We start from the raw sequence: 20,652 nt of genomic DNA, 5'->3' as shown, positions 1-20,652 counted from the left end.
GGGCGTGCGGCGGCGCGCCGGGCGCACATTTTCGGGCTCGCCGCGCTGCGGCCGCTTCCGGACACCACCCGCGGGCCCGGTGAGCGGCTCGGGACGGCCGGCGGGATGCGTCCCGGGAGCCGCGAAGCTGTCGGTGCCGGTGCCACAGGAGGAACAGCGGCCTCCGCGACCCCGATAGTGCGTAGTGGATCGTGCGCTGAGGGTGACGTTTGGCGGAAAAACTGCCCGCACGCCTCTCGTGGCGGGCATGTGTCGTACCCCACACTGGTGAGCGGTGCCTGAGTCCTCGGAGCGGGGCGGTGCTGGCCGGAACGGGCCAAAGTCCCCCGCGGAACCGCACGTTCCGTACGGGATGGAGCGCGGCCCGGCCGCGGCCGTTCCCCTCCCGCACGCCGCCCCCGAACCGGCAGCGATCACACTGGAGGTCGCCCCCGTGCAGACCCGGACCCGGAATGCGGCGCCCCGCGCCGCCTCGACCGCCCCGCTGGGCACACACTCCGCCCCGTCGGCGCCCCCGGCGCACCCCGCGCTGGTGCCCGTCGCCGAGTCGCCCCTGGCGGCCGCCCCGGCCGCGGCCCTCCTCGGCCCGCCGCCCCAGGTGCCCCTCGCGGAGCCCGGTTCCCCGGGTGGCGTGCCCGATGCTCCGGAGCCCGGCGGGACCGTGCCGGAGCAGCGCGCGGCGCCCCGGGCCGAGGAGGAGGCCGAGCCCGCGCTGCCGCAGCCGGAGGCGCCCGCCACCGGCGCCTCGGCGGACCTCTTCCGCCAGTACCTGCGCGAGATCGGCCGCGTCCCCCTGCTCACCGCCGCCGAGGAGGTGGAGCTGGCCCGGAGTGTGGAGGCGGGGCTCTTCGCCGAGGAGAAGCTCGCCGACTCGCCCACGCTGGACGGGGAGCTGGCGCTCGACCTCGACCGCCTGGTGGTGCGCGGCAGACTGGCCAAGCGCCGCCTCATCGAGGCGAACCTGCGGCTGGTGGTGTCCGTCGCCAAGCGCTACGTGGGCCGCGGCCTGACCATGCTCGACCTCGTCCAGGAGGGCAACCTCGGGCTGATCCGCGCGGTGGAGAAGTTCGACTACGCGCGCGGCTACAAGTTCTCCACCTACGCGACCTGGTGGATCCGCCAGGCCATGTCCCGGGCGCTGGCCGACCAGGCCCGGACGATCCGGGTGCCGGTGCACGTCGTCGAGCTGATCAACCGGGTGGTGCGGGTGCAGCGCCGGATGCTCCAGGAGCGCGGGTACGAGCCCGCGGCCGAGGAGGTCGCGGCCGAGTTGGACCTGACCGCGGAGCGGGTGACCGAGGTGCTGCGGCTCGCCCAGGAGCCCGTCTCGCTGCACGCGCCGGTCGGCGAGGAGGAGGACGTCAACCTCGGCGACCTGATCGAGGACGGGGACGCGCCCTCGCCGGTGGAGTCGGCCGCTTTCCTGCTGCTGCGCGAGCATCTGGAGGCGGTGCTCTCCACGCTCGGTGAGCGCGAACGCAAGGTCGTGCAGCTCCGGTACGGGCTGATCGACGGCAGACCGCGCACGCTGGAGGAGATCGGCCGGCTCTTCGGCGTCACCCGGGAGCGGATACGGCAGATCGAGTCCAAGACCCTCGCCAAGCTGCGGGACCATGCCTTCGCGGACCAGCTTCGGGGCTATCTGGACTGACTGCTCGTCCGACGCGCCCGCCGCCGCGCGGCACCGCCCATCCGGTCCGGACCGGATTCGGCCGGCGCACGGCGGCGAGGAGCGGCCCGCGTGGCGGCGGGGCGGGTCAGTCCACCTCCGCCACCGCCTCGGCGAACTGCGAACGGTACAGCCGCGCGTAGGCGCCGCCCGCGGACAGCAGCTCCTCGTGACTGCCCTGCTCGACGATGGCGCCGTTCTCCATCACCAGGATCACGTCCGCGTCCCTGATGGTGGAGAGCCGGTGGGCGATCACGAAGCTGGTCCGCTCCGCGGCCAGCCGCTCCATCGCCTGCTGGATCAGCACCTCGGTACGGGTGTCCACGGAACTGGTGGCCTCGTCCAGGACCAGGATCACCGGGTCGGAGAGGAAGGCGCGGGCGATGGTGATCAACTGCTTCTCGCCCGCGCTGACGCTGTCGCCCTCGGCGTCCAGGACCGTGTCGTAACCGTCCGGCAGGGTGCGGATGAACCGGTCGGCGTGCGCGGCCCGCGCGGCCTCCTCCACCTGTGCGCGGGTGGCTCCCTGCGCCCCGTAGGCGATGTTGTCCGCGATGGTGCCGCCGAACAGCCAGGTGTCCTGCAGCACCATGCCGATACCCGCGCGCAGGTCCTCGCGGGACATGGCGGCGATGTCCGTGCCGTCCAGCAGGATCCGGCCGCCCCGCACCTCGTAGAACCGCAGCAGCAGATTGACCAGGGTGGTCTTCCCGGCACCGGTGGGGCCGACGATCGCCACCGTCCGCCCGGGGTCGACCGAGAGCGACAGATCCTCGATCAGCGGGGTGTCCTCCGCGTAGCGGAAGGAGACGTGCTGCATCTCCACCCGCCCCCGTGCCGCCGCCGGCCGCACGGCGTGTTTTTCGTCGGGGTCGGGTGACTGCTCCTCGGCGTCGAGGATCTCGAAGACCCGCTCGGCCGAGGCCACCCCGGACTGCACGAGGTTGGCCATCGAGGCGACCTGGGTGAGCGGCTGGCTGAACTGCCGCGAGTACTGCACGAACGCCTGCACGTCCCCGATGGACAGGGCTCCGGAGGCCACCCGCAGTCCGCCGACCACCGCCACCAGCACGTAGTTGAGGTTGCCGACGAACATCATCGCGGGCTGCATGATCCCGCTGATGAACTGGGCCTTGAAGCCGGACCGGTACAGTGCCTCGTTCTGCTCCGCGAAGACCCCGGCCGACTCGCGCTGCCGCCCGAAGACCTTCACCAGCGCGTGCCCGGTGTACATCTCCTCGACGTGTGCGTTGAGCGCGCCGGTCGACTTCCACTGGGCGACGAACTGCGGCTGGGCCCGCTTCCCCACCCGCGTGGCGACCAGCGCCGACAGCGGCACCGTCAGCAGAGCGACCAGCGCCAGCAGCGGCGAGATCCAGAACATCACCGCCAGCACGCCGACGATCGTCAGCAGCGAGTTGATGAGCTGGCCCATGGTCTGCTGCAGCGTCTGGCCGAGGTTGTCGATGTCGTTGGTGACCCGGGAGAGCACCTCGCCGCGCGACTGGCCGTCCAGGTAGGACAGCGGCAGCCTGCCCAGCTTCTCCTCCACCCGCTCCCGCAGCCGGAAGACGGTACGGGTGATGACCCGGACGGATATTCGTCCCGACCACAGCATCAGCAGCCCGGCCGCGGCGTACACGGCGGCCACACCCAGCAGCACCGTGCCCACGGCGCCGAAGTCGATGCCCTGGCCGGGGGTGAAGTCCATCCCGGAGAGCATGTCGGCCATCCCGCCGTCGCCGTGCTGCCGCAGGTTCTCCAGCGCCTGCTCCTTGGTCGGCCCGGCGGGCAGCTTCCGGCCGACGAAGCCGCCGAAGACCAGGTCCGTCGCATGCCCGAGGAGCTTGGGACCGATGACGCTCAGCGTGACGCTGGCGACGAGCACCCCGAGCATCATCAGCAGCAGGCCCCGCTCCGGCCGGAACTGCCGCAGCAGACGCATGCCGGACCCGGCGAAGTCCATGGATCGTCGAGGCGGCCCTCCGGCCATGCCCCCGGGCCCGCTCATGGTGTGTCCTTCCCGCTCGCCGCCACGCGCGCACGGTGCACGGGGCCGGTCGTCCCCGCCGCCCGCGGCCGGGCGGTGGTGTGTGCCCCGCTCACGCGGCCTCGCTCTCGGTCAACTGGGAGAGCACGATCTCCCGGTAGGTCTCGTTGCTCTCCATCAGCTCGTGGTGCCGGCCCGTTCCCACGGCCCGGCCCTCGTCCAGGACGACGATCCGGTCGGCGTCCCTGATGGTCGCCACCCGCTGCGCGACGATGACCACCGTGGCCTCCCCCGTCTCACGCGCGAGCGCCGCCCGCAGCGCCGCGTCCGTCGCGTAGTCCAGCGCGGAGAAGGAGTCGTCGAACAGGTAGATCTCCGGCCGGTGCACCAGCACCCGTGCGATGGCCAGCCGCTGCCGCTGCCCGCCGGAGACGTTGCTGCCGCCCTGTGCGACGGCGGCCTCCAGACCGCCCTCCATGCGCTCCACGAAGTCCTTGGCCTGCGCGACCTCCAGGGCGTGCCACAACTCCTCGTCGCTCGCGTCCGGCCGCCCGTAGCGCAGGTTGGAGGCGATCGTTCCGGAGAAGAGGTACGGGCGCTGCGGCACGAGCCCCACGGTGCCCGCCAGCAGCGCAGGGTCCAGCGCCCGTACGTCCTCCCCGTCCACCAGGACCTCGCCCGCCGTCGTGTCGAACAGCCGGGGCACCAGGCCCAGCAGGGTGGACTTGCCGCTGCCCGTGGAGCCGATGACGGCGGTGGTCTCGCCAGGGCGCGCCACCAGGTCGATGCCGTGCAGCACCGGGGCCTCGGCTCCCGGGTACCCGAACCCGGCGCCGCGCAGTTCCAGATGGCCGTGCCGCCGCAGTGCCGTGACCGGCGCGGCGGGAGGTACGACGCTGGAGTCGGTCGTCAGCACCTCCTGGATCCGCTCCGCGCACACCTCGGCACGGGGCACCATCATGAACATGAAGGTGGCCATCATCACCGACATCACGATCTGCATCAGATACGCGAGGAACGCGGTCAGCGCCCCGATCTCCATGTCGCCGCCGCTGATGCGGTGCGCGCCGAACCAGACCACCACCACGCTGGAGATGTTCACCACCGTCATCACCACGGGGAACATCAGCGCCATCAGCCGGCCGGTGCGCAACTGCATGCCGGTCAGCTCGGTGTTGGCCGCGTGGAAGCGGCGGCGCTCGTAGGCGTCCTGGACGAAGGCCCGGATGACGCGGACACCGGTGATCTGCTCGCGCAGGATCCGGTTGACGTGGTCGAGCCGCTCCTGCATGGAGCGGAACAGCGGCCGCATCCGGCGCACGATCAGCCCGACCGTGACGCCCAGTACCGGCACGACGCCCAGCAGCACGGCCGACAACGGCACATCCTGGCCCAGCGCCATGAAGATGCCGCCGAAGCACATGATCGGAGCGGTGACCATCAAGGTGAACGCCATCAGCGTCACCGTCTGCACCTGCTGCACGTCATTTGTGGTGCGCGTGATCAGCGTGGGTGCGCCGAACCGGCCGACCTCACGGGCCGAGAAGGACTGCACGCGGTCGAAGACGCCCGCGCGGATGTCGCGGCCCACCGCGGCCGCGGTCCGCGCGCCCAGGTAGACGGCACCGACGTTGCACACCACCTGCACCACCGAGACCGCCAGCATGAGGCTGCCGTGGCGCAGGATGTAGCCGGTGTCACCGAGAACGACACCGTTGTCGATGATGTCGGCGTTCAGAGTGGGCAGATACAGCGTGGCGCTCGTCTGCACGAGTTGCAGCAGCACGAGAAGCGCGATCGGCCGCTGGTACAGGCGCAGCCGGGCGCGGAGGAGGCGGATCAGCACACGGATTTCCTCGGTCGGTCAGGTCGGGAGAACGGAAGGCGCAAGTGATCGAGCGTACAAGCGTCCGGTACGGGGCCGCCTCCGGTTTTGGACGGTCCCCGTGCCCGCACGACCGGCCCTCGACACACGCCGTCGGGCACCCGCCTCCCGCCCGCCCGGACCTGCCGCTCCCGGCACCCGTCCGGGACCTGCCGCTCCCGGCTCCCCGGCGCCGCGCGGGGGCGCGGGGTGCTCGTGTGCCGCGGAGGTCAGACGCCCAGCGCCCCCGGATACATCTCCTCGCGCACCGTGGCGTACTGCTGCCGCACCGCCTGCCCGACGGCCCGCTGCTCGCCCGCCTCGAACACCTGGCAGGCCGCGGCGGGCCACTGCGGCGGACTGTCGGAGCCGGAGAGTGCCCACGCCGCCTGCCGGGCCGCGCCGATCGCCGCGTAGTCGGCCGGCTCGGGCACCACGACCTGCGCGTCCAGCAGCGCGGGCGCCGCCTCCCGGACCGCGCCCAGCCCCGCCGCCTGGCCCAGCAGGAACACCCGCCGCACCGACACCCCGCGGGCACGCAGCACCTCCAGCGCGTCCGCCAGCCCGCACAGCATGCCCTCGACAGCGGCCCGCGCCAGGAACTCCGGCCGCATGCTCTCGCGCCGCAGCCCGTGCAGCGAACCCGCGGTGTGCGGCAGCTGCGGTGTCTGCTCGCCCTCCAGATAGGGCAGCAGCACCAGACCCGAGGAACCGGGAGTGGAGGAGAGCGCCAGTTCGGAGAGGCCCGCCAGATCGGTGCCGAGCATCCCGGCGGCCCCGCGCAGCACCCGCGTCGCGTTCAGGGTGCGCACCACCGGCAGATGCCTGCCGGTGGCGTCCGCGTAGGAGGTGATGGTTCCGGAGGGATCGGCCAGCGCCTCGTGGTGGACGGCGCACACCGAGCCGGTCGCGCCGAGCGAGATCACCACATCGCCGGGACTCAGCCCCAGGCCGAACGCGGCTGCCATCGTCTGGCCGGTACCGGCGGAGATCAGCAGCCCCTCCGGGGTGTGCCCGGCGGGCTCCGCCGGACCGGCCACCTCCGGCAGCCCCACCTGGTGTCCGAGTGCCAGCTCGACCAGGTCCGGCCGGTAGGACCCGGTCGCCGCCGACCAGTACCCGGTGCCCGAGGCGTCCCCACGGTCGGTCACCCGCCGCGCCGGGCGGCCCAGCAACTGCCACACCAGCCAGTCGTGCGGCTGCATGGCCTCGGCGGTCCGCCGCGCAGCCTGCGGCTGTTCGCGGGCCAGCCAGCGCAGCTTGGAGACCGGATGCGCGGCCTGCGGGACCGTGCCGACGGCCGCCGCCCACGCCGCACGTCCGCCGAACGCCTCCACGAGATCCGCCGCGGCCGTCTGCACCCGCTGGTCGTTGCCCAGCAGCGCGGCGCCGACCGGTTCGCCCGCGCCGTCCAGCGCGACGAGACCCTGCTGCTGCGCCGAGACACCGATCGCCTGCACGTCGGCGAGCTGCCCGCCGCCCGCGGCCGTGCCGAGGGAGCGCAGCCAGGACTGCGGGTCGTCGCGCTCACCGGGGTGCTCGGCGTGCCCGTGCCGGACGACCGCACCCGTTTCGGTGTCGCAGACGACGATGCTCGTGTACTCGGCTGAACTGTCCAGGCCGGCGACTATCCCCATGGCCGGAATGATGCCTCATAGCCACCCGTACCGGGCCAGGCACCCCGCCCCGGTGCCCGCACCCCGCCCGGTGACGGACGCCGCCCCTCCGCCGGGCCCGCGGCGGCCACAAGAACCGCACAGAAACGATCCACCGGCACGACCCACAGGCACGACGACCGGAAGGAGCACCGTTGCCGAACCCCCTGCGCACGCTGAGCCTGGAGGAACTGCGCCGCCGCACGAGCATGAAGTGGCGCGCCTACGACCCCGATGTGCTGCCCGCGTGGGTGGCGGAGATGGACGTACTGCCGGCGGAGCCGGTCGCCGAGGCGATCCGCGAGGCGGTCCGGACGGGCGACACCGGCTATCCCGCGGGCACCGGCTACGCGGACGCGTGGGACGACTTCGCGCGCCGCCGCTGGGGCTGGCGGATCCCGGCGGAGCACACCGCGCTGGTGCCGGACGTGATGCTCGGCGTCGTCGAGGTGCTCAAGCTGGTCACCGGACCCGGTGACGCGGTGGTGGTCAATCCACCCGTCTACCCGCCCTTCTACCAGTTCGTCGCGCATCTGGACCGCCGCGTCGTGGAGGCTCCGCTGGACCCGGTCGGACGGCTGGATCCGGAGGCCCTGGAGGCCGCTTTCGCGCGGGCCGCCGCGGGCGGGCGGCGGGCCGCCTTCCTGTTGTGCAGTCCGCACAACCCCACCGGCACGGTGCACACCGCCGAGGAGTTGGCGGGCGTCGCGGCACTCGCCGCCGCGTACGGGGTGCGGGTGGTCGTCGACGAGATCCACGCGCCGTTGGTGCTGCCGGGAGCCAGACAGGTGCCGTATCTGTCGGTGCCGGGCAGCCAGGACGCGTTCTGTCTGCTGTCCGCGTCCAAGGCGTGGAACCTGGCCGGACTCAAGGCGGGCCTGGCGGTCGCGGGCAGCGCGGCAGCGGGCGAGTTGGCCGCCATGCCGGAGGAGGTCGGCCACGGGCCCAGTCACCTGGGAGTGATCGCGCACTCGGCGGCGCTGCGGCAGGCCACCGGCTGGCTCGACGATCTGCTGGCCGGCCTGGACGAGAACCGGCGGCTGCTGGGGGAGCTGCTCTCCCGCGACCTGCCCGGGGTCGGCCACCGGGAGCCCCAGGGCACCTTCCTCGCCTGGCTCGACTGCCGGGCGTTGGGGCTGGGCGAGGACCCGGCCGCGGTGTTCCTGCGGCGCGGCCGGGTCGCCCTCAATCCCGGGCCCGCTTTCGGTACCGGGGGAGCGGGGCACGTCCGGCTGAACCTGGCGACCTCGCCGGAGATCCTGACGGAGGTGGTGCGCCGGATGGCCTCGGTGCTGTGAACTCCCCCGCCCGCTGCGGCTCGGGCGGTCACCGGCTGGGCAGGGTCAGCAGCGCTTGGAGGAGTAGGCGTAGTTCTTGCTCTCGCCGGGCACCGTCACGGCGCCGCGCGCAGCGGTGCAGTGGCGCACGGTGTCCGCCGGGTAGGACCAGAACTCCGCGGCGGAGGTGTGGCGCCAGATGCGCAGCCCGACCAGCTTCTTGGCGTGGAAGTCGTACACGCCGACGTTCGTCGCGTAGTTCCGGTGGTGGTCGCGGAAGCTCTTCCACACCCACAGGTAGCCGTAGTTGCGGTTGCACTTCTTCGAGTAGAACTGCTTGACCGAGCCGATGGTGTAGCCCTTGCGCTTGATGTAGCCGGTCGAGCCGATCTGGTAGGCGTCGCTGCACATGTGCGCGGCCATGGCGGACCGGTCGGCGGACATGCCCGCCTCGTCGGCCGCCGGGGCGCTCTCGGGCATGCCGGCGGATGCCGCCGCCGAGCCGGCCCGGGCCTCGGTGGGGGCCGGCGCCGTGGCGTCGGCCTGGGCGGCGCCGGCGGGCAGCAACGCCATCGCGCAGGCGGCGGCGGTGAGGGCGCCCTTGACGGGCGAGACGCCCTTGAAGGCGGACGGAGTGCGCATGAGTCTCCTCCTGATGGGAGTACGGGATGTTCCGGTCATAACGGTCAGACCAGAACCTCACAGTACGAGGCGGCGATGCCCGTGGCGGGGATTCATGCGCGCGGCGGCGGGTCGTGGGGAGGGGGCGCAAGCGGCGTGGAAGGAGCCCGGCGTCACCGGCAAAGCGGCGCCGGGCCCCGGCTCTTGCGTATCCCCTCCGGCCGTCGTGGGCCGGTCGGGTGCGTTGTTCAGCAGCGCTTCTGGGAGTACGCCTGGTAGCTCTGCGGCGCGCCGGCCGGGCGCAGGCTGCCCACGCCGGAGGTGCAGTGGTCGACGGTGTTCGCCCCGTCCGTCCAGAACTCCTGCTGCTTGGTGGACTTCCACGCCTTGGCGGCGTGCACCGAGTCGTCGCTGTAGCTGTAGACACCGGCGGTGATGTCGTAGGGCGCGGCGGTCTTGCGGAAGCTCTCCCAGACCCACACGTAGCCGTAGTTCTCGTTGCACTTCTTCGAGTAGAACTGCTTGACCGAGGCGATCGTCTCCGAGCCCCGCTTGATCAGCCCGCGGGTGCCGATCGGCACGGCGTCGTCGCAGACCCCTGCCGCCCGGGCCGCCCGGCTCGCCGGGTTCCCCTCGGGGGAGGGGGCCGTGCTGCGGGTCAGTTTCTGCGGGTGCGACGGGGGAGTGGCCGGGCCGCTGCCGGCGTAGGCGGCCCCGGCGGGCAGGAGTACCAGCGCGGAGGTCGCGGCGGCGGCCAGCGCGCCCTTGGAGAAGCGGGTGGAGCGAGTGGAGCCGGTGGAACGCATCGTGATTTTTCCCCCTCTTCGGTGAAGAAGCAGTCGTGTACGTGCTTTCCATGGCATCGCCGGAATGGGCGCGATGCGCGGGATACCCAGTACGACACGTCGCTGCCTCAGGGGGTTGTACGCCATCACGCGGCTCTGTGCGGGCAGTTCACGCCTGTCATGTCACCGGTGCCCCACCCGTCACCAGAGCCTCAAAGGTCCCGGTCACATGCACCCCGGGGCCTCCTCACGCGGTCGCCGCCGTCCGCAGGTCGTCGAGCACCAGTTCGTGCACCACCTCCGGTTCCACGCCGAGCCGCGAGAACACCGCGACGGAGATGTTGTCCTCCGACCCCAGTACGCCGAGCAGTACGTGTGCGGTCCCGATCTCCCGGTCCCCGCGCGCCGACGCCTCGCGCAGCGCCCGCTTCAACGCTTCCTTCGCGCGTGCGGCGAACGGGATGTGCCGGGTGGGGGTGCCACTGCTGCCCCGCCCTGTACGACCGGACTCCGGCGCCGAGTCGAGCGCGCCCGCACCGAAGGACTCCTCCGCGCGCCTGCGGACCTCCGCCAGGTCGATCCCGAGGGTGTGCAGCGCCTCCGCGTCCTGCGGGCCGAGGTCCTCGCGGGGCCCGGCGACCACTCCCGCGACCGCCACCCGGCACGACGCCGCGTCCACGCCCAGCCGGTGCAGGATGGCGGCGCCCGTCTGTCCGGGCCGCCGCAACGCGCCCAGCAGCAGATGCTCGGTGCCGATCCGGTCGTGTCCGAGCGAGCGTGCCTCCTCCTGTGCGCCGATCACCACGTCCCGTGCCTCCCCGGTGAACCTTTCGAACATCGCCCCTACCTCCCAGTGCGCTTCGAGTGCTTCTTGTGCACGGCCTGCCTGCTCACTCCGAGGGCCGCGCCGATCTCGTCCCACGACCACCCCTGGCGGCGCGCGCTGCCGACCTGGAGCGCCTCCAGGCGCTCCGCGAGCCGCCGCAGCGCCGCGACGGCCCGCAACCCCACGGCCGGGTCGCCGTCCAGGGCGGCCTGCGCGGTGTGGACTGCCTCGTCCGCTCCTGCTGCTTCCGTTCCTGCCATGCGTGTCAACCTAGGGTGACACGGGTGTGCTGTCAACGAATGTTGACGGTGGCGGCGGCGCGGTGCGCGATCCGGGTCGCGGGGGAGAGCCGTCCCGGATGCCGCCTCGACAGAGCCGCGGACGGGACGGTTCCGGAGGGGTGCCGATGAGCGGGCGCGCGCGGATGGCGCAGGGAGGTGCGAGCGCTGTTCCGGAGGACTCGCACGGCTCGTACGGCTTTCGCGGAGTGTGCGGACCGACCGGGCGAAGGGTTCTTCGAAGGCCTGGACGAGGGCGCCCCGAACGGGTGACGGGGGTGACGGCCCGGCGCGGAGGCCAACGGCCTCCGGGGTGAACGCGGAACGGGGCGCCGTCGCCGGAGCGCCAGCCGAGGTTCCAGCTCGGAACGTTTCTGCTCGGTTGTGCTGAGGTGGGGCGGGTGGGACTCGAACCCACGGCCGACGGATTATGAGTCCGCTGCTCTAACCGGCTGAGCTACCGCCCCGTAACGGCGCACCGCGCACATCTGTGCGCGCCGTCTGCCGCAGCATAACCGTTCATAGGATCTGCCGCCCGCGCCGGGGGAGATCTACGCAGGTGAGGACCCCGAACCAAGGGTGATTGGTTCCAGCTCGCGGCCAACTTCGTTGCGAAGCGCGGAAGAACGCCCTGTGCCGGGCCTTGGGCGCAGTGGCGGCACGCGAAAAGGGCCCCTGGAGAGGGGCCCTTTCGAGTGGTGCTCCCGCGACTGGACTCGAACCAGTAACCTGCCGGTTAACAGCCGGCTGCTCTGCCGATTGAGCTACACGGGACCGTCTCTTCGGTCGCACTCCGGATCCCCGGGGCGCTCCCTTGCGGTGAGGAATACATTAGCGCATGCCAGGGGGTGCTCTGAAATCGGTATTGCCGCCGCCCGAACGCGGTACCCCTGAGGCACCCCGGTGGCTGCCGCAGTCCCCGGGTACCGGCAGCAGGACCACCAGCCGAGAGAAGGGGCAAGCTATGCGCTACCGGCTCACATTCGTGTCCGGACTGGCCATCGGCTACGTGCTCGGCGCCCGCGCGGGACGCGAGCGCTACGAGCAGATCAGGAAGGGTGTGCGGAGGATCGCGGAGAACCCGGCGGTGCGCAACGCGGGAGAGGCGGCGGCGCTCAGCAGTCGGCAGGCCGCGGTGAAGGCCGCCGACGCCGTCCAGGACCGGCTCCCCTCCTCGGTGGCCGACCGGGTCCGCACGGCTCGCGACTACCGTGCCCGTGCGGGCAGCGACTGGGGCGCGGAAGCACACTGAGACCGGCCGGCGGGCCCCTCGGGGGCCGCCGCGGAAGCCGTCCGGGGGGCGGGAGCGGCCTCGCCCGCTCCCGCCCCCCGCCCCGGCGTGCGGACGGACGCCCCGGGCGGTGTGCGCACGCCGCTCTACGCCGGGATGCGGCCCCGGCCGCTCCCGGCGGCGCTCTCCAGCAGCGGGGCCAGCAGGTCGCCGTACTCCTCGATCCGCTGCGGCAGGTCGGTGCCGAGGAAGACCAGGTCCTCCGGCCGGTCGGCAGCGGCCAGCTCGGCCCACGTCAGCGGGGTCGAGGCGGTCGGGCGCTGCTTGGCGCGCAGCGTGTAGGGCGCTGCCGTGGTCTTGGCCTGGTTGTTCTGCGACCAGTCGACGAAGACCTTCCCGGGCCGCAGATCCTTGGCCATCTTGCTGACCGCGTGGTCGGGAAGCTCCGCCTCGGCCTGCTGGGCGAGCCGCTTCGCGTACGCCGAGACCCGGTCGGAGGGCGTGCGCTCGATCGCCGCGATCAGGTGCAGGCCCTTGGAGCCGGAGGTCTTGGGCAGCAGGGTGATCCCGTCGTCGGTCACCCGTTCGCGCAGCCAGTCGGCGAGCCTGCGGCAGTCCAGGATGTCGGCGCCCTCACCGGGATCGAGGTCGAAGACCAGCCGGTCCGCCTCGGCCTGGTGGTCGGACTGCCACTGCGGGGTGTGCAGCTCCAGGGCCGCCAGATTGGCCGCCCAGACCAGCGTGGCCTCGTCCTGGACGAGGACCTGGTTCAGCGGCGTCCTGCTCACCACCGTGATCTTGCGTGTCGTCACCCAGTCGGGGGTGCCCGGTGGAACGTGCTTGGTGAAGAACTTCTCGCCCTCCACGCCGTCCGGGAAACGCAGAAAGGAGAGGGGGCGTCCGTCGAGGTGGGGCAGCAGGACGTCGGCGACGGCGGCGTAGTAGCGGATCGCCTCGCCCTTGGTGAACCCCGTCGCCGGATAGAGCACCTTGTCGAGGTTGCTGAGGGCCAGACGGTGGCCCCCGATCTCCGTGTGCGGCATAACCTGAGAGTCCCATAGAAGGGACAAAGTATGCGTTCAATCTGGAAAGGGACCATTTCGTTCGGGCTGGTCTCGATCCCGATCAAGGTGGTGGCGGCCACCGAGAACCACAGCGTCTCCTTCCACCAGGTCCACACGGCCGACCAGGGCCGCATCCGGTACCGCAAGGTGTGCGAGCTGGACGAGGAGGAAGTGCCGCGTGAGGAGATCGGCCGGGGCTTCGAGACCGAAGAGGGCCGCACCGTGCTGCTGACCGACGACGACATGGCGGCCCTCCCCCTGCCCACCGCCAAGACCGTGGAGATCCTCGGCTTCGTCCCCGCCGAGGAGATCGACCCCATCCAGCTCGACCGCTCCTATTATCTGGCAGCCGACGGCAAGCGCGCCGACAAGCCGTACGTCCTGCTGCGTGAGGCACTCAAGCGCTCCGGCAAGGTCGCCGTCGCCAAGCTGGCCCTGCGGGCCCGGGAGAGCCTCGGGATGCTGCGCGTCTACGAGGACGCGCTGGCGCTGCACACGATGCTGTGGCCCGATGAGATCCGCTCGGTCAGCGGCGTCGCCCCCGAGGAGGAGGTCTCGGTGCGGGACGCCGAACTCGACCTCGCGGACACCCTCATGGAGACCCTCGGCGAGCTGGACTGGGGCGACCTGCGGGACGAGTACCGGGAGGCGCTGGAAGAGCTCGTCCGGGCGAAGGCGGAGGGCACCGAGCCGCAGCCCGAGGAACTGCGCCGCCGTGCCGAGGCAGGCGGTGGCAAGCTGGTGGATCTGATGTCCGTGCTGGAGCGCAGCGTCCAGGAGGCCAGGGGCGGGCACCAGGAGGGCGAGGCGACCGTCCACGAGTTGTCGGACCGCAGGAAGGAGACGGGCGGGCGGGCGGCGTCCGGGCGGAGCGGCGGCAAGGAGGGCGGCAGGTCCGGAGCCGCGGGGTCCGGTGCGAAGCCGGCCGCCGGGAAGAGCCCGGCGAAGAAGACCACCGCCAAGAAGAGCCCGGCGAAGAAGACCACCGCCAAGAAGAGCGCTGCCAAGAAGACCACCGCCAAGAAGACCGGCACCGGGAAGGCCGCTGCCGAGAAGTCGGCAGGCGCGACCGGGGCGACCGAGGCGAAGAAGGCCACCGCGGGCAGGTCTGCCGCGAAGAAGTCCGCACGGCCCCGCAAGACCGCCTGACCGAAGGCACCCCCGTGGGCTCGCGGCCGCGGGGCCGGCCGATCGCGGACCGCGGTACCGGAAGGGGCCGGTGGTCCGACCGCACGTGCCTTCCGTGCGCCCCGCATCCTGCCCCGGGTGTGGGCCGGCATGCGGGGCGCCGGACCGGCCGGTCGGGGTCGCGAGCCGCGGACGCGGCAGGCACCGGACAGCGGTCAGCGGACGACGTCGAACACGTTCTTCTGCAGGCCGTTGGCGTAGGCGTCGTGCTCGACCAGCTTCAGCCTCTGGGTGTCCTTGTCCGTGGTGCTGAACAGCCGCTTGCCCGCGCCGAGCAGCAGCGGGAAGACGAGCAGGTGGTAGCGGTCGATCAGGTCGGCGTCCGAGAGCGCCTGGTTCAGGGAGGCGCTCCCGTGCAGGATGATCGGGCCGCCCTCGGTCTGCTTCAGCGTGGCGACGTCGTCGAGCGAGCGCAGGATCGTCGTCTCGCCCCAGTTCCCCACCAGGTCCTCCTCGCCGAGCGTGGTGGAGACGACGTACTTCGGCAGCAGCTTGTAGTCGGCGAAGTCCGCCATGTCGGGCCACACCGGGCTGAACGCCTCGTAGCTGGTCCGCCCCATCAGCATGGCGGCGGCCTCCTTCTGCTCCCGGCCCTTGATGTCGAAGGCCTCGGGGACGAACTCGATGTCCTTGAAGGTCCACCCGGCGTTCCGGTAGCCGGGCTCCCCGCCCGGGGCCTCCACGACGCCGTCGAGCGATATGAAGGCGGTGCTGATCAGAGTGCGCATCTCAGGTCCTCGGTGTCTCGTGTCGGTTCTCGGCGGATCGGTGCGAGGCCCTCACCGCTCGCGGCTGCTGCCACACCGTTCATGGATCCTGACCGCCGTCTGCGGAGAAACGCATCGGCCTGTCGCGCATCTTTTTCCGTGAATTTCGGTGAACCGGTCTCCTGAGCGGCATGCCGTCTCCGACCGCCCGTGCCGACCGCTCGGGTCCGGTGCGCCGGATGCCGTGCTCCCGGTCGTCGATCCCGGTCGGCACGCCGTCGCTCACCACCCGGTGCGGCGCTCCATGCGGGTCCCCGCGATCCGCGAGAACGCCATGACGTCGCTGGGCTCCTCGACGGTGATGCGGTGCCAGCGCCCCCGCGGGATGACGCAGGCGGTGCCCGGGCCCAGCCTGGCGGCCGGCTCCCCGTCCGGGTCCCGCGGATCGGTCTCGCTGCGGAAGTGGACCCGCACCGCGCCGGTCAGCACGCACATCACCTCCTCGCCGTCGGTGTGGCACTCCCACGACTCGGGGTGGGCGTCCGCGTCGCTGTCGACGTGCAGCGTCACCACCGTCCACCCGTCGAGGTCCGGGGACATCCGGCGCTCCTCGACCCGGGCGTCGCCGTCGGATCCGAGCCGGATCATGGAGGAGAACAGGTCTACCGCGGGCATGGTGGCCCCCTTCATCAAGTACGGTGTACGCGATGACAGTGGAACACGTACGGCGTACGTGGTCAAGGGAAGGCCGGAACGGCCAGTGGCCGGAAGACGGCCGGGAAGGCGGACGCCCGGTGCCCGCACCGAAGAAGTTCAGCAGGGACCAACTCGCCTCGGCGGCTCTGGAGCTGGCCGACGACAAGGGGCTGGACGCCCTCTCGATGCGTGCTCTCGCCGCGCGGCTGGGCACCGGTCCGATGACGCTCTACAACTACGTGGACGGCCGGGAGGGGCTGGAGTCACTGGTGATCGAGGCCGTCGTCCGGCACGCCGCCTACCCGGCGCAGCCCGCCGAGGACTGGCGCGAGGAGGTGCGGGTCCTCGCCGAGTCCTACTGGGCGACCGTCCGCCGCCATCCCCAGGTCGTGCCGCTGATCGTGGCGCGCCGCACGACGGACGAGCCGACGCTGGCCTTCGGGGAGCGGATGCTGGAGGCGCTCGCCAGAGGCGGCCGGTCGGGGCGGGACCTGCTGGTGGCCTTCCGGCTGGTGGTCGGGTTCGTCATCGGCTTCGCGCAGAGCGAGTCGGGAGCCGCCTCGCTGCGCCAGTCCGGCGGCTCGGCCGACGAGGTGATCGAGCGCGGGCGGACCCTTCCGGAGAGCCGCTATCCGCGGGTGGTGGAGATCGCCACGGCCTCGGCCGAGGGCGACCGTCTGGAGGAGTTCCGGGCGGGGCTCGACCTGCTGGTGGCCGGGCTCAGTGCGCGGTCCCGCCCAGCATCCGCCTGAGCAGGTCGCGCAGCATTCTGCGTTCGACCGGCGTCAGCTCCTGGAGGGGTTCCCCCGCGAAGTCCAGGTCGCCGCGCAGCCGGGTCGCGGTGGCGCGGCCCTCCTCGGTGGCGGCGGCGACCTTGACCCGGCGGTCGGCCGGGTCGGGTCTGCGCTCGACCAGGCCTCTCGCCTCCAGCCGGTCGACTATCCCCGTCACGTTCGACGGCTCGCACTTGAGATGGCGGGCGAGCTGCCGCATCGGAGTGGGCCGGTGCGACAGCAGGGTGAGGACCCGCGCCTGCGCGCCGGTCAGCGCGTGCTCGGCGGCGGCCAGTTCGTACTCCTCGTGGTAGCGCGCGACCACCGTGCCGATCAGCTCGGCCACCTCGACGCTGAGCGCGTCCGGGACGCGACCGTCTGCTCCTGCCATGCGACCAGCCTAGCGGGCGATGCTTGACAACATGAAATATCCGCCCGCATGGTTGTTTCAGTACCTGAAGCAATTCTGGAGGCGACAGCGTGACCTCATCCGTATCCCCCGACTCCGCCGAGAACCGGATCCCGGCCACCGGGCGTGCCTGGCACCTGACCGCCCGGCCGCAGGGCTGGCCCACCACGGACGACTTCGCGCTGCGGGAGGAGCCGGTCCGGGCTCCGGCCGAGGGGCAGATCCTGGTGCGCAACATCCACCTGTCCGTGGACCCGTACATGCGCGGCAGGATGAGCTCGGCGAAGTCCTACGTCGACCCCTACAAGCTGAACGAGCCCATGACCGGCGGCGCCATCGGTGTCGTCCTCGCCTCCGAGGACCCCGCCTTCACCCCCGGCGACCACGTGCTGCACGACCTGGGCTGGCGCGAGTACGCCACGCTCCGGGCCAAGTACGCCACCAAGGTCGACCCCCAGGCTGCTCCGCTCTCCACCTACCTCGGAGTGCTGGGCATGCCGGGCCTGACGGCCTACGCGGGTCTGCTGCGGGTGGCCGACTTCCAGCCCGGCGACGCCGTCTTCGTCTCCGGCGCGGCGGGTGCCGTCGGCAGCGAGGTGGGCCAGATCGCCCGGCTGAAGGGCGCCTCCCGGGTGATCGGCTCGGCCGGCTCCGACGAGAAGGTCAAGGTCCTCACCGACGAGTACGGCTTCGACGCGGCCTTCAACTACAAGCACGGCCCGGTCGCCGAGCAGCTCAGGGAGGCGGCACCGAGCGGAATCGACGTCTACTTCGACAACGTCGGCGGCGAGCACCTGGAGGCCGCCATCGACGCCATGAACCTGCACGGCCGGATCGCGGTGTGCGGGATGATCTCGCAGTACAACGCCACCGAACCGACCCCGGCGCCGCGCAATCTGGCCCAGATCATCGCCAAGCGGTTCCGGATGGAGGGGCTGCTGGTCATGGACCACTTCGACCTCCAGCAGCAGTTCGTGGACGAGGTGGCCCCCTGGGTCCGCTCCGGGGAGCTGAAGTACCGGGAGACCGTGGTCGAGGGCATCGACAACAACCTGGAGGCCTTCCTGGGCCTGCTGCGCGGGGAGAACGTCGGCAAGATGATCGTCACCCTCGGCGGCTGAAGCGCCGAGCTCGGGCAGGCCGGGGCCGGCCGGGTTCCCCGCCCGGGCCGGGTCCGGCCGGGCTCCCTGCACCGCCCTCGGACCGAGCGCCTACGCTGGGCACCGCACCGGAGGGAGCCTGGGCGCGAGTTCCCCCGGTCGTGCCATCAACAGGAGGAAATCCATGGCGATACAGCCGATCGACGTCAAGTACACCGCCGTCGCCACCGCGGAGAACGGTCGCGACGGCCGCGTGGCCAGCGATGACGGCCAGCTCGACGTCGTCGTCAACCCGCCGCGCGCGATGGGCGGCAGCGGCGCGGGCACCAACCCCGAGCAGCTCTTCGCCGCGGGGTACAGCGCCTGCTTCCAGGGAGCGCTCGGTGTCGTGGCCCGCAAGGAGGGCGCCGACATCTCCGGCTCGACCGTGACCGCCGAGGTCGGCATAGGCAACACCCCCGAGGGCGGCTTCGGCCTCACCGTGAGCCTGCGGGCCACCATCCCGAACGTGGACGAGGCCACGGCCAAGGACCTGCTCGAGAAGGCTCACCAGGTCTGCCCGTACTCCAACGCCACGCGCGGCAACATCGAGGTCACCCTGCAGACCGCCTGATCCCGCAGCCCGGACGGACCCGGACCCGGGAATGCCGGCCGCCTTCCGGCCGGAGAGCTCGCTTCATCCGGCGGGACGCCGTGCGGTGATCTCCTCGTACGCCAGCTGCGCCAGGCTGCGCTGGCCCTTCTTGCTGGGGTGGAACCAGTCCCAGTTGCTCAGCTCGGCCTCGGTGAAGCGGTAGTCGAAGACCGCGCCGTTGTCGTAGCGGCAGCGCAGGTCCTTGGCGCACTCCTGTTTGAGCACGGTGTTGTAGGCCCTCACCCGGTCCTGGACCTCCTGCCGCCGCTCCCGGTCGGCGGCAGCCATCGACTGCGGATCCTTGAGCATCGACTGGCAGATGCCCAGGCCCCACACCCGCTGCCCTATCGGGCTCTTTCTGCCTTCCTGCCACAGCCGCTTGAGGTTGGGCACGCTGGACACGTAGACCTGCGCCTTGGGTGCGTCGGCGTGCAGCGCGTGCAGTCCCGTGCGGAAGTCGGTGCGGAAGTCCGCGACCGGGGTCATCCGCTCGGTCGTGCTGCGGCATGCGTCGTTGGCGCCGCTCATCACGGTCACCAGGTCCGGCTTCCGGGCGGCGGCCCGGCGCATCTGCCCGGGCAGGTCGGCCATCACGGCACCGCTGGCCGCGTAGTTCCAGCTCGCCTCCCCGGGGTCGCCCAGCAGCCGTCGCGCGAGGCTGTCGACACCGGGTGCCGTGCCGGTGGCCCACGAGACCTCGGTGCAGTCGGCCAGCAGTGAACAGGCGTCGAAGCCGCGGGTGATGGAGTCGCCGACCGCCGCCAGGGAGTCCGGCTCGCGGTTCCAGATCTTCCGCGGAGTGGGCGGGGAATGGGGGCGTGAGGAGCCCTCGGCGCGCTGCGCGCCGCGCTCGTCGCCTCCACCCGAGGAGTCGCCGCACGACACGGCGAGGACCAGACCCGCTACGGTGATCAGTACGAAAGCGCAGATGGCGAGAGTACGGGACCGCTTGCGTGCCGCGGGCCACGCACGTGCCGCATGCGCGTTCCCCGGTTCGTGGCTCTCCGTCATCCGCCCCCCTGTTTCACCCGTGCCCGACCGACGGTACGTCACCCACCACGTGCCGCCTCGCGATAGCTTGTGCCGTGGTCGATGAGCGGTGGGTCGATCGGCACGGCGACTGGTAAATATTACCTCGCGTCACTTCCTGTCCCTTTCAGGGAGAATTGAGCGCAATGGTGTTTACTATTCGTAACCTCGGGAGCTGGTAGGGAAGTGACCGGTGGTGCAAAATGTCAGGCGCTTTCCCGGCGCGTGACCGGTAGGTGATCGAGGCCGCCCGGTGGCGACCCTCGGAGCGCACTGGAGGTCCCGGTGACGACACGTGGAGTTCTGTACGTCCACTCGGCGCCCCGCGCCCTGTGCCCGCACGTCGAGTGGGCGGTCGCGGGCGTGCTCGGCGCGCGCGTCAACCTCGACTGGATCAGACAGCCCGCCTCTCCCGGCACCTGGCGGGCCGAGTTCTCCTGGCAGGGGGATCCCGGCACCGCCTCCAAACTGGCCTCCGCGCTGCGCGGCTGGCACCTGCTGCGGTTCGAGGTGACGGCCGAGCCGTGTGCGACGGCCGAGGGGGAGCGCTACAGCGCCACCCCCGACCTCGGCATCTTCCACGCGGTCACCGGCATGCACGGCGACATCCTCATCCCCGAGGACCGGCTGCGCGCGGCCGTCGCCCGCGCGGGGCGCGGGGAGAGCGACCTGCAAGCGGAGATCTCCCGGCTGCTGGGCAAGCCCTGGGACGACGAACTGGAGCCGTTCCGCTACGCCGGCGAGGGCGCTCCGGTCCGCTGGCTGCACCAGGTGGTCTGACCCGGGTCGTGCCTCCGCGGCGGGCCGCAGGTCTCCGGCAGCGACCGCGCGCGTGCTGTTCGCCGGAAGCCGGGCG

General features: G+C 71.9%; 20 protein-coding genes and 2 tRNA genes. 8 read left to right on the top strand and 14 right to left on the bottom strand.

Going from position 1 to position 20,652, the window contains the following annotated elements; all coding sequences use genetic code 11:
* The first annotated feature begins 274 nt into the window (after positions 1-274).
* On the top strand, positions 275-1,651 hold the full coding sequence (locus ACFYMO_RS21190) for an RNA polymerase sigma factor (RefSeq protein ID WP_366774413.1): 1,377 nt from the start codon (positions 275-277) through the stop codon (positions 1,649-1,651).
* A 106-nt stretch (positions 1,652-1,757) separates the two neighbouring features.
* On the opposite strand, the gene ACFYMO_RS21185 is transcribed toward ACFYMO_RS21190, so the two are convergent.
* The 3 genes from ACFYMO_RS21185 to ACFYMO_RS21175 all read right to left on the bottom strand — a co-directional run bounded on the left by ACFYMO_RS21185 (position 1,758) and on the right by ACFYMO_RS21175 (position 7,160).
* Positions 1,758-3,680 (bottom strand): ABC transporter ATP-binding protein, encoded by a 1,923-nt coding sequence (locus tag ACFYMO_RS21185; RefSeq protein ID WP_366774412.1) that lies wholly within the window; start codon positions 3,678-3,680, stop codon positions 1,758-1,760.
* 91 nt (positions 3,681-3,771) lie between these two features.
* Complete coding sequence (locus ACFYMO_RS21180; RefSeq protein WP_366774411.1) at positions 3,772-5,505, bottom strand: ABC transporter ATP-binding protein; 1,734 nt, start codon at positions 5,503-5,505, stop codon at positions 3,772-3,774.
* Between the two features lie 248 nt (positions 5,506-5,753).
* Positions 5,754-7,160, bottom strand: coding sequence for an FGGY family carbohydrate kinase (locus tag ACFYMO_RS21175; RefSeq protein WP_366774410.1), 1,407 nt, complete (start codon positions 7,158-7,160; stop codon positions 5,754-5,756).
* Positions 7,161-7,387: 227 nt separating this feature from the next.
* Between ACFYMO_RS21175 and ACFYMO_RS21170 the strand changes: the two genes are divergently transcribed.
* Positions 7,388-8,476 (top strand): MalY/PatB family protein, encoded by a 1,089-nt coding sequence (locus tag ACFYMO_RS21170; RefSeq protein WP_388548170.1) that lies wholly within the window; start codon positions 7,388-7,390, stop codon positions 8,474-8,476.
* Positions 8,477-8,521: 45 nt separating this feature from the next.
* On the opposite strand, the gene ACFYMO_RS21165 is transcribed toward ACFYMO_RS21170, so the two are convergent.
* From ACFYMO_RS21165 to ACFYMO_RS21140, 6 genes are all read right to left on the bottom strand, one after another.
* Positions 8,522-9,097 (bottom strand): hypothetical protein, encoded by a 576-nt coding sequence (locus tag ACFYMO_RS21165; protein WP_366774409.1) that lies wholly within the window; start codon positions 9,095-9,097, stop codon positions 8,522-8,524.
* 227 nt (positions 9,098-9,324) lie between these two features.
* A complete protein-coding gene (locus tag ACFYMO_RS21160; protein ID WP_366774408.1) occupies positions 9,325-9,882 on the bottom strand; it encodes a hypothetical protein in 558 nt (185 codons plus the stop codon).
* A 226-nt stretch (positions 9,883-10,108) separates the two neighbouring features.
* Positions 10,109-10,699 (bottom strand): Clp protease N-terminal domain-containing protein, encoded by a 591-nt coding sequence (locus tag ACFYMO_RS21155; protein WP_366774407.1) that lies wholly within the window; start codon positions 10,697-10,699, stop codon positions 10,109-10,111.
* A 5-nt stretch (positions 10,700-10,704) separates the two neighbouring features.
* Positions 10,705-10,947, bottom strand: coding sequence for a hypothetical protein (locus tag ACFYMO_RS21150; RefSeq protein ID WP_366774406.1), 243 nt, complete (start codon positions 10,945-10,947; stop codon positions 10,705-10,707).
* A 411-nt stretch (positions 10,948-11,358) separates the two neighbouring features.
* Positions 11,359-11,432: transfer RNA gene (locus ACFYMO_RS21145), tRNA-Ile, on the bottom strand.
* A gap of 234 nt (positions 11,433-11,666) precedes the next feature.
* A tRNA-Asn gene (locus tag ACFYMO_RS21140) sits at positions 11,667-11,739 on the bottom strand.
* 190 nt (positions 11,740-11,929) lie between these two features.
* Here ACFYMO_RS21140 and ACFYMO_RS21135 point away from each other — a divergent pair.
* On the top strand, positions 11,930-12,217 hold the full coding sequence (locus tag ACFYMO_RS21135; RefSeq protein WP_366774405.1) for a YtxH domain-containing protein: 288 nt from the start codon (positions 11,930-11,932) through the stop codon (positions 12,215-12,217).
* A gap of 125 nt (positions 12,218-12,342) precedes the next feature.
* Here ACFYMO_RS21135 and ligD read toward each other — a convergent pair whose 3' ends face one another.
* Positions 12,343-13,239 carry a non-homologous end-joining DNA ligase gene (ligD, locus tag ACFYMO_RS21130; protein WP_366774404.1) on the bottom strand — a complete coding sequence of 299 codons (897 nt, stop codon included), beginning with the start codon at positions 13,237-13,239 and terminating at the stop codon, positions 12,343-12,345.
* 30 nt (positions 13,240-13,269) lie between these two features.
* Between ligD and ACFYMO_RS21125 the strand changes: the two genes are divergently transcribed.
* Positions 13,270-14,409 (top strand): Ku protein, encoded by a 1,140-nt coding sequence (locus ACFYMO_RS21125; protein ID WP_388548061.1) that lies wholly within the window; start codon positions 13,270-13,272, stop codon positions 14,407-14,409.
* A gap of 194 nt (positions 14,410-14,603) precedes the next feature.
* Here the strand turns inward: ACFYMO_RS21125 and ACFYMO_RS21120 are convergent, their stop codons facing one another.
* Both ACFYMO_RS21120 and ACFYMO_RS21115 read right to left on the bottom strand, forming a co-directional pair.
* Complete coding sequence (locus tag ACFYMO_RS21120; protein WP_366774402.1) at positions 14,604-15,176, bottom strand: dihydrofolate reductase family protein; 573 nt, start codon at positions 15,174-15,176, stop codon at positions 14,604-14,606.
* A gap of 261 nt (positions 15,177-15,437) precedes the next feature.
* Positions 15,438-15,830, bottom strand: a complete 393-nt coding sequence (locus ACFYMO_RS21115; RefSeq protein ID WP_366774401.1) for a cupin — start codon at positions 15,828-15,830, stop codon at positions 15,438-15,440.
* Positions 15,831-15,862: 32 nt separating this feature from the next.
* Between ACFYMO_RS21115 and ACFYMO_RS21110 the strand changes: the two genes are divergently transcribed.
* Entirely contained in the window at positions 15,863-16,603 is a 741-nt protein-coding gene (locus ACFYMO_RS21110) for a TetR/AcrR family transcriptional regulator (RefSeq protein WP_366774400.1), read from the top strand.
* On the opposite strand, the gene ACFYMO_RS21105 is transcribed toward ACFYMO_RS21110, so the two are convergent.
* The gene (locus ACFYMO_RS21105; protein ID WP_366774399.1) at positions 16,572-17,015 is read right to left on the bottom strand and encodes a MarR family transcriptional regulator; all 444 of its coding nucleotides are present in this window, start codon (positions 17,013-17,015) and stop codon (positions 16,572-16,574) included. The genes ACFYMO_RS21110 and ACFYMO_RS21105 overlap by 32 nt on opposite strands.
* An 89-nt stretch (positions 17,016-17,104) precedes the next feature.
* Here ACFYMO_RS21105 and ACFYMO_RS21100 point away from each other — a divergent pair, with 89 nt between their 5' ends.
* Both ACFYMO_RS21100 and ACFYMO_RS21095 read left to right on the top strand, forming a co-directional pair.
* A complete protein-coding gene (locus ACFYMO_RS21100) occupies positions 17,105-18,154 on the top strand; it encodes an NADP-dependent oxidoreductase (protein WP_366774398.1) in 1,050 nt (349 codons plus the stop codon).
* A 163-nt stretch (positions 18,155-18,317) separates the two neighbouring features.
* Positions 18,318-18,746, top strand: coding sequence for an organic hydroperoxide resistance protein (locus tag ACFYMO_RS21095; protein WP_366774397.1), 429 nt, complete (start codon positions 18,318-18,320; stop codon positions 18,744-18,746).
* A gap of 63 nt (positions 18,747-18,809) precedes the next feature.
* Here ACFYMO_RS21095 and ACFYMO_RS21090 read toward each other — a convergent pair whose 3' ends face one another.
* The gene (locus ACFYMO_RS21090) at positions 18,810-19,778 is read right to left on the bottom strand and encodes an SGNH/GDSL hydrolase family protein (RefSeq protein WP_366770721.1); all 969 of its coding nucleotides are present in this window, start codon (positions 19,776-19,778) and stop codon (positions 18,810-18,812) included.
* Positions 19,779-20,081: 303 nt separating this feature from the next.
* On the opposite strand from ACFYMO_RS21090, the gene ACFYMO_RS21085 reads away from it, so the two are divergent.
* Positions 20,082-20,576 (top strand): DUF3145 domain-containing protein, encoded by a 495-nt coding sequence (locus ACFYMO_RS21085; RefSeq protein ID WP_019356047.1) that lies wholly within the window; start codon positions 20,082-20,084, stop codon positions 20,574-20,576.
* Positions 20,577-20,652: the final 76 nt, after the last annotated feature.

The sequence above is a fragment of the Streptomyces sp. NPDC007025 genome, from assembly GCF_042869455.1.
GTDB lineage: Bacteria > Actinomycetota > Actinomycetes > Streptomycetales > Streptomycetaceae > Streptomyces.
Note: the sequence above shows the minus strand (reverse complement) of the source record. Positions and strands in the feature narration are given on the sequence as shown.

Excerpts from the sequence above, each read along its gene's own strand:
- ACFYMO_RS21185 (WP_366774412.1), bottom strand. The coding sequence starts at position 3,680 with ATGAGCGGGCCCGGGGGCATGGCCGGAGGGCCGCCTCGACGATCCATG.
- ACFYMO_RS21175 (WP_366774410.1), bottom strand. The coding sequence starts at position 7,160 with ATGGGGATAGTCGCCGGCCTGGACAGTTCAGCCGAGTACACGAGCATC.
- ACFYMO_RS21170 (WP_388548170.1), top strand. The coding sequence starts at position 7,388 with ATGAAGTGGCGCGCCTACGACCCCGATGTGCTGCCCGCGTGGGTGGCG.
- ACFYMO_RS21165 (WP_366774409.1), bottom strand. The coding sequence starts at position 9,097 with ATGCGCACTCCGTCCGCCTTCAAGGGCGTCTCGCCCGTCAAGGGCGCC.
- ACFYMO_RS21160 (WP_366774408.1), bottom strand. The coding sequence starts at position 9,882 with ATGCGTTCCACCGGCTCCACTCGCTCCACCCGCTTCTCCAAGGGCGCG.
- ACFYMO_RS21155 (WP_366774407.1), bottom strand. The coding sequence starts at position 10,699 with ATGTTCGAAAGGTTCACCGGGGAGGCACGGGACGTGGTGATCGGCGCA.
- ACFYMO_RS21150 (WP_366774406.1), bottom strand. The coding sequence starts at position 10,947 with ATGGCAGGAACGGAAGCAGCAGGAGCGGACGAGGCAGTCCACACCGCG.
- ACFYMO_RS21135 (WP_366774405.1), top strand. The coding sequence starts at position 11,930 with ATGCGCTACCGGCTCACATTCGTGTCCGGACTGGCCATCGGCTACGTG.
- ligD (WP_366774404.1), bottom strand. The coding sequence starts at position 13,239 with ATGCCGCACACGGAGATCGGGGGCCACCGTCTGGCCCTCAGCAACCTC.
- ACFYMO_RS21125 (WP_388548061.1), top strand. The coding sequence starts at position 13,270 with ATGCGTTCAATCTGGAAAGGGACCATTTCGTTCGGGCTGGTCTCGATC.
- ACFYMO_RS21120 (WP_366774402.1), bottom strand. The coding sequence starts at position 15,176 with ATGCGCACTCTGATCAGCACCGCCTTCATATCGCTCGACGGCGTCGTG.
- ACFYMO_RS21115 (WP_366774401.1), bottom strand. The coding sequence starts at position 15,830 with ATGCCCGCGGTAGACCTGTTCTCCTCCATGATCCGGCTCGGATCCGAC.
- ACFYMO_RS21110 (WP_366774400.1), top strand. The coding sequence starts at position 15,863 with ATGACAGTGGAACACGTACGGCGTACGTGGTCAAGGGAAGGCCGGAAC.
- ACFYMO_RS21105 (WP_366774399.1), bottom strand. The coding sequence starts at position 17,015 with ATGGCAGGAGCAGACGGTCGCGTCCCGGACGCGCTCAGCGTCGAGGTG.
- ACFYMO_RS21095 (WP_366774397.1), top strand. The coding sequence starts at position 18,318 with ATGGCGATACAGCCGATCGACGTCAAGTACACCGCCGTCGCCACCGCG.
- ACFYMO_RS21090 (WP_366770721.1), bottom strand. The coding sequence starts at position 19,778 with ATGACGGAGAGCCACGAACCGGGGAACGCGCATGCGGCACGTGCGTGG.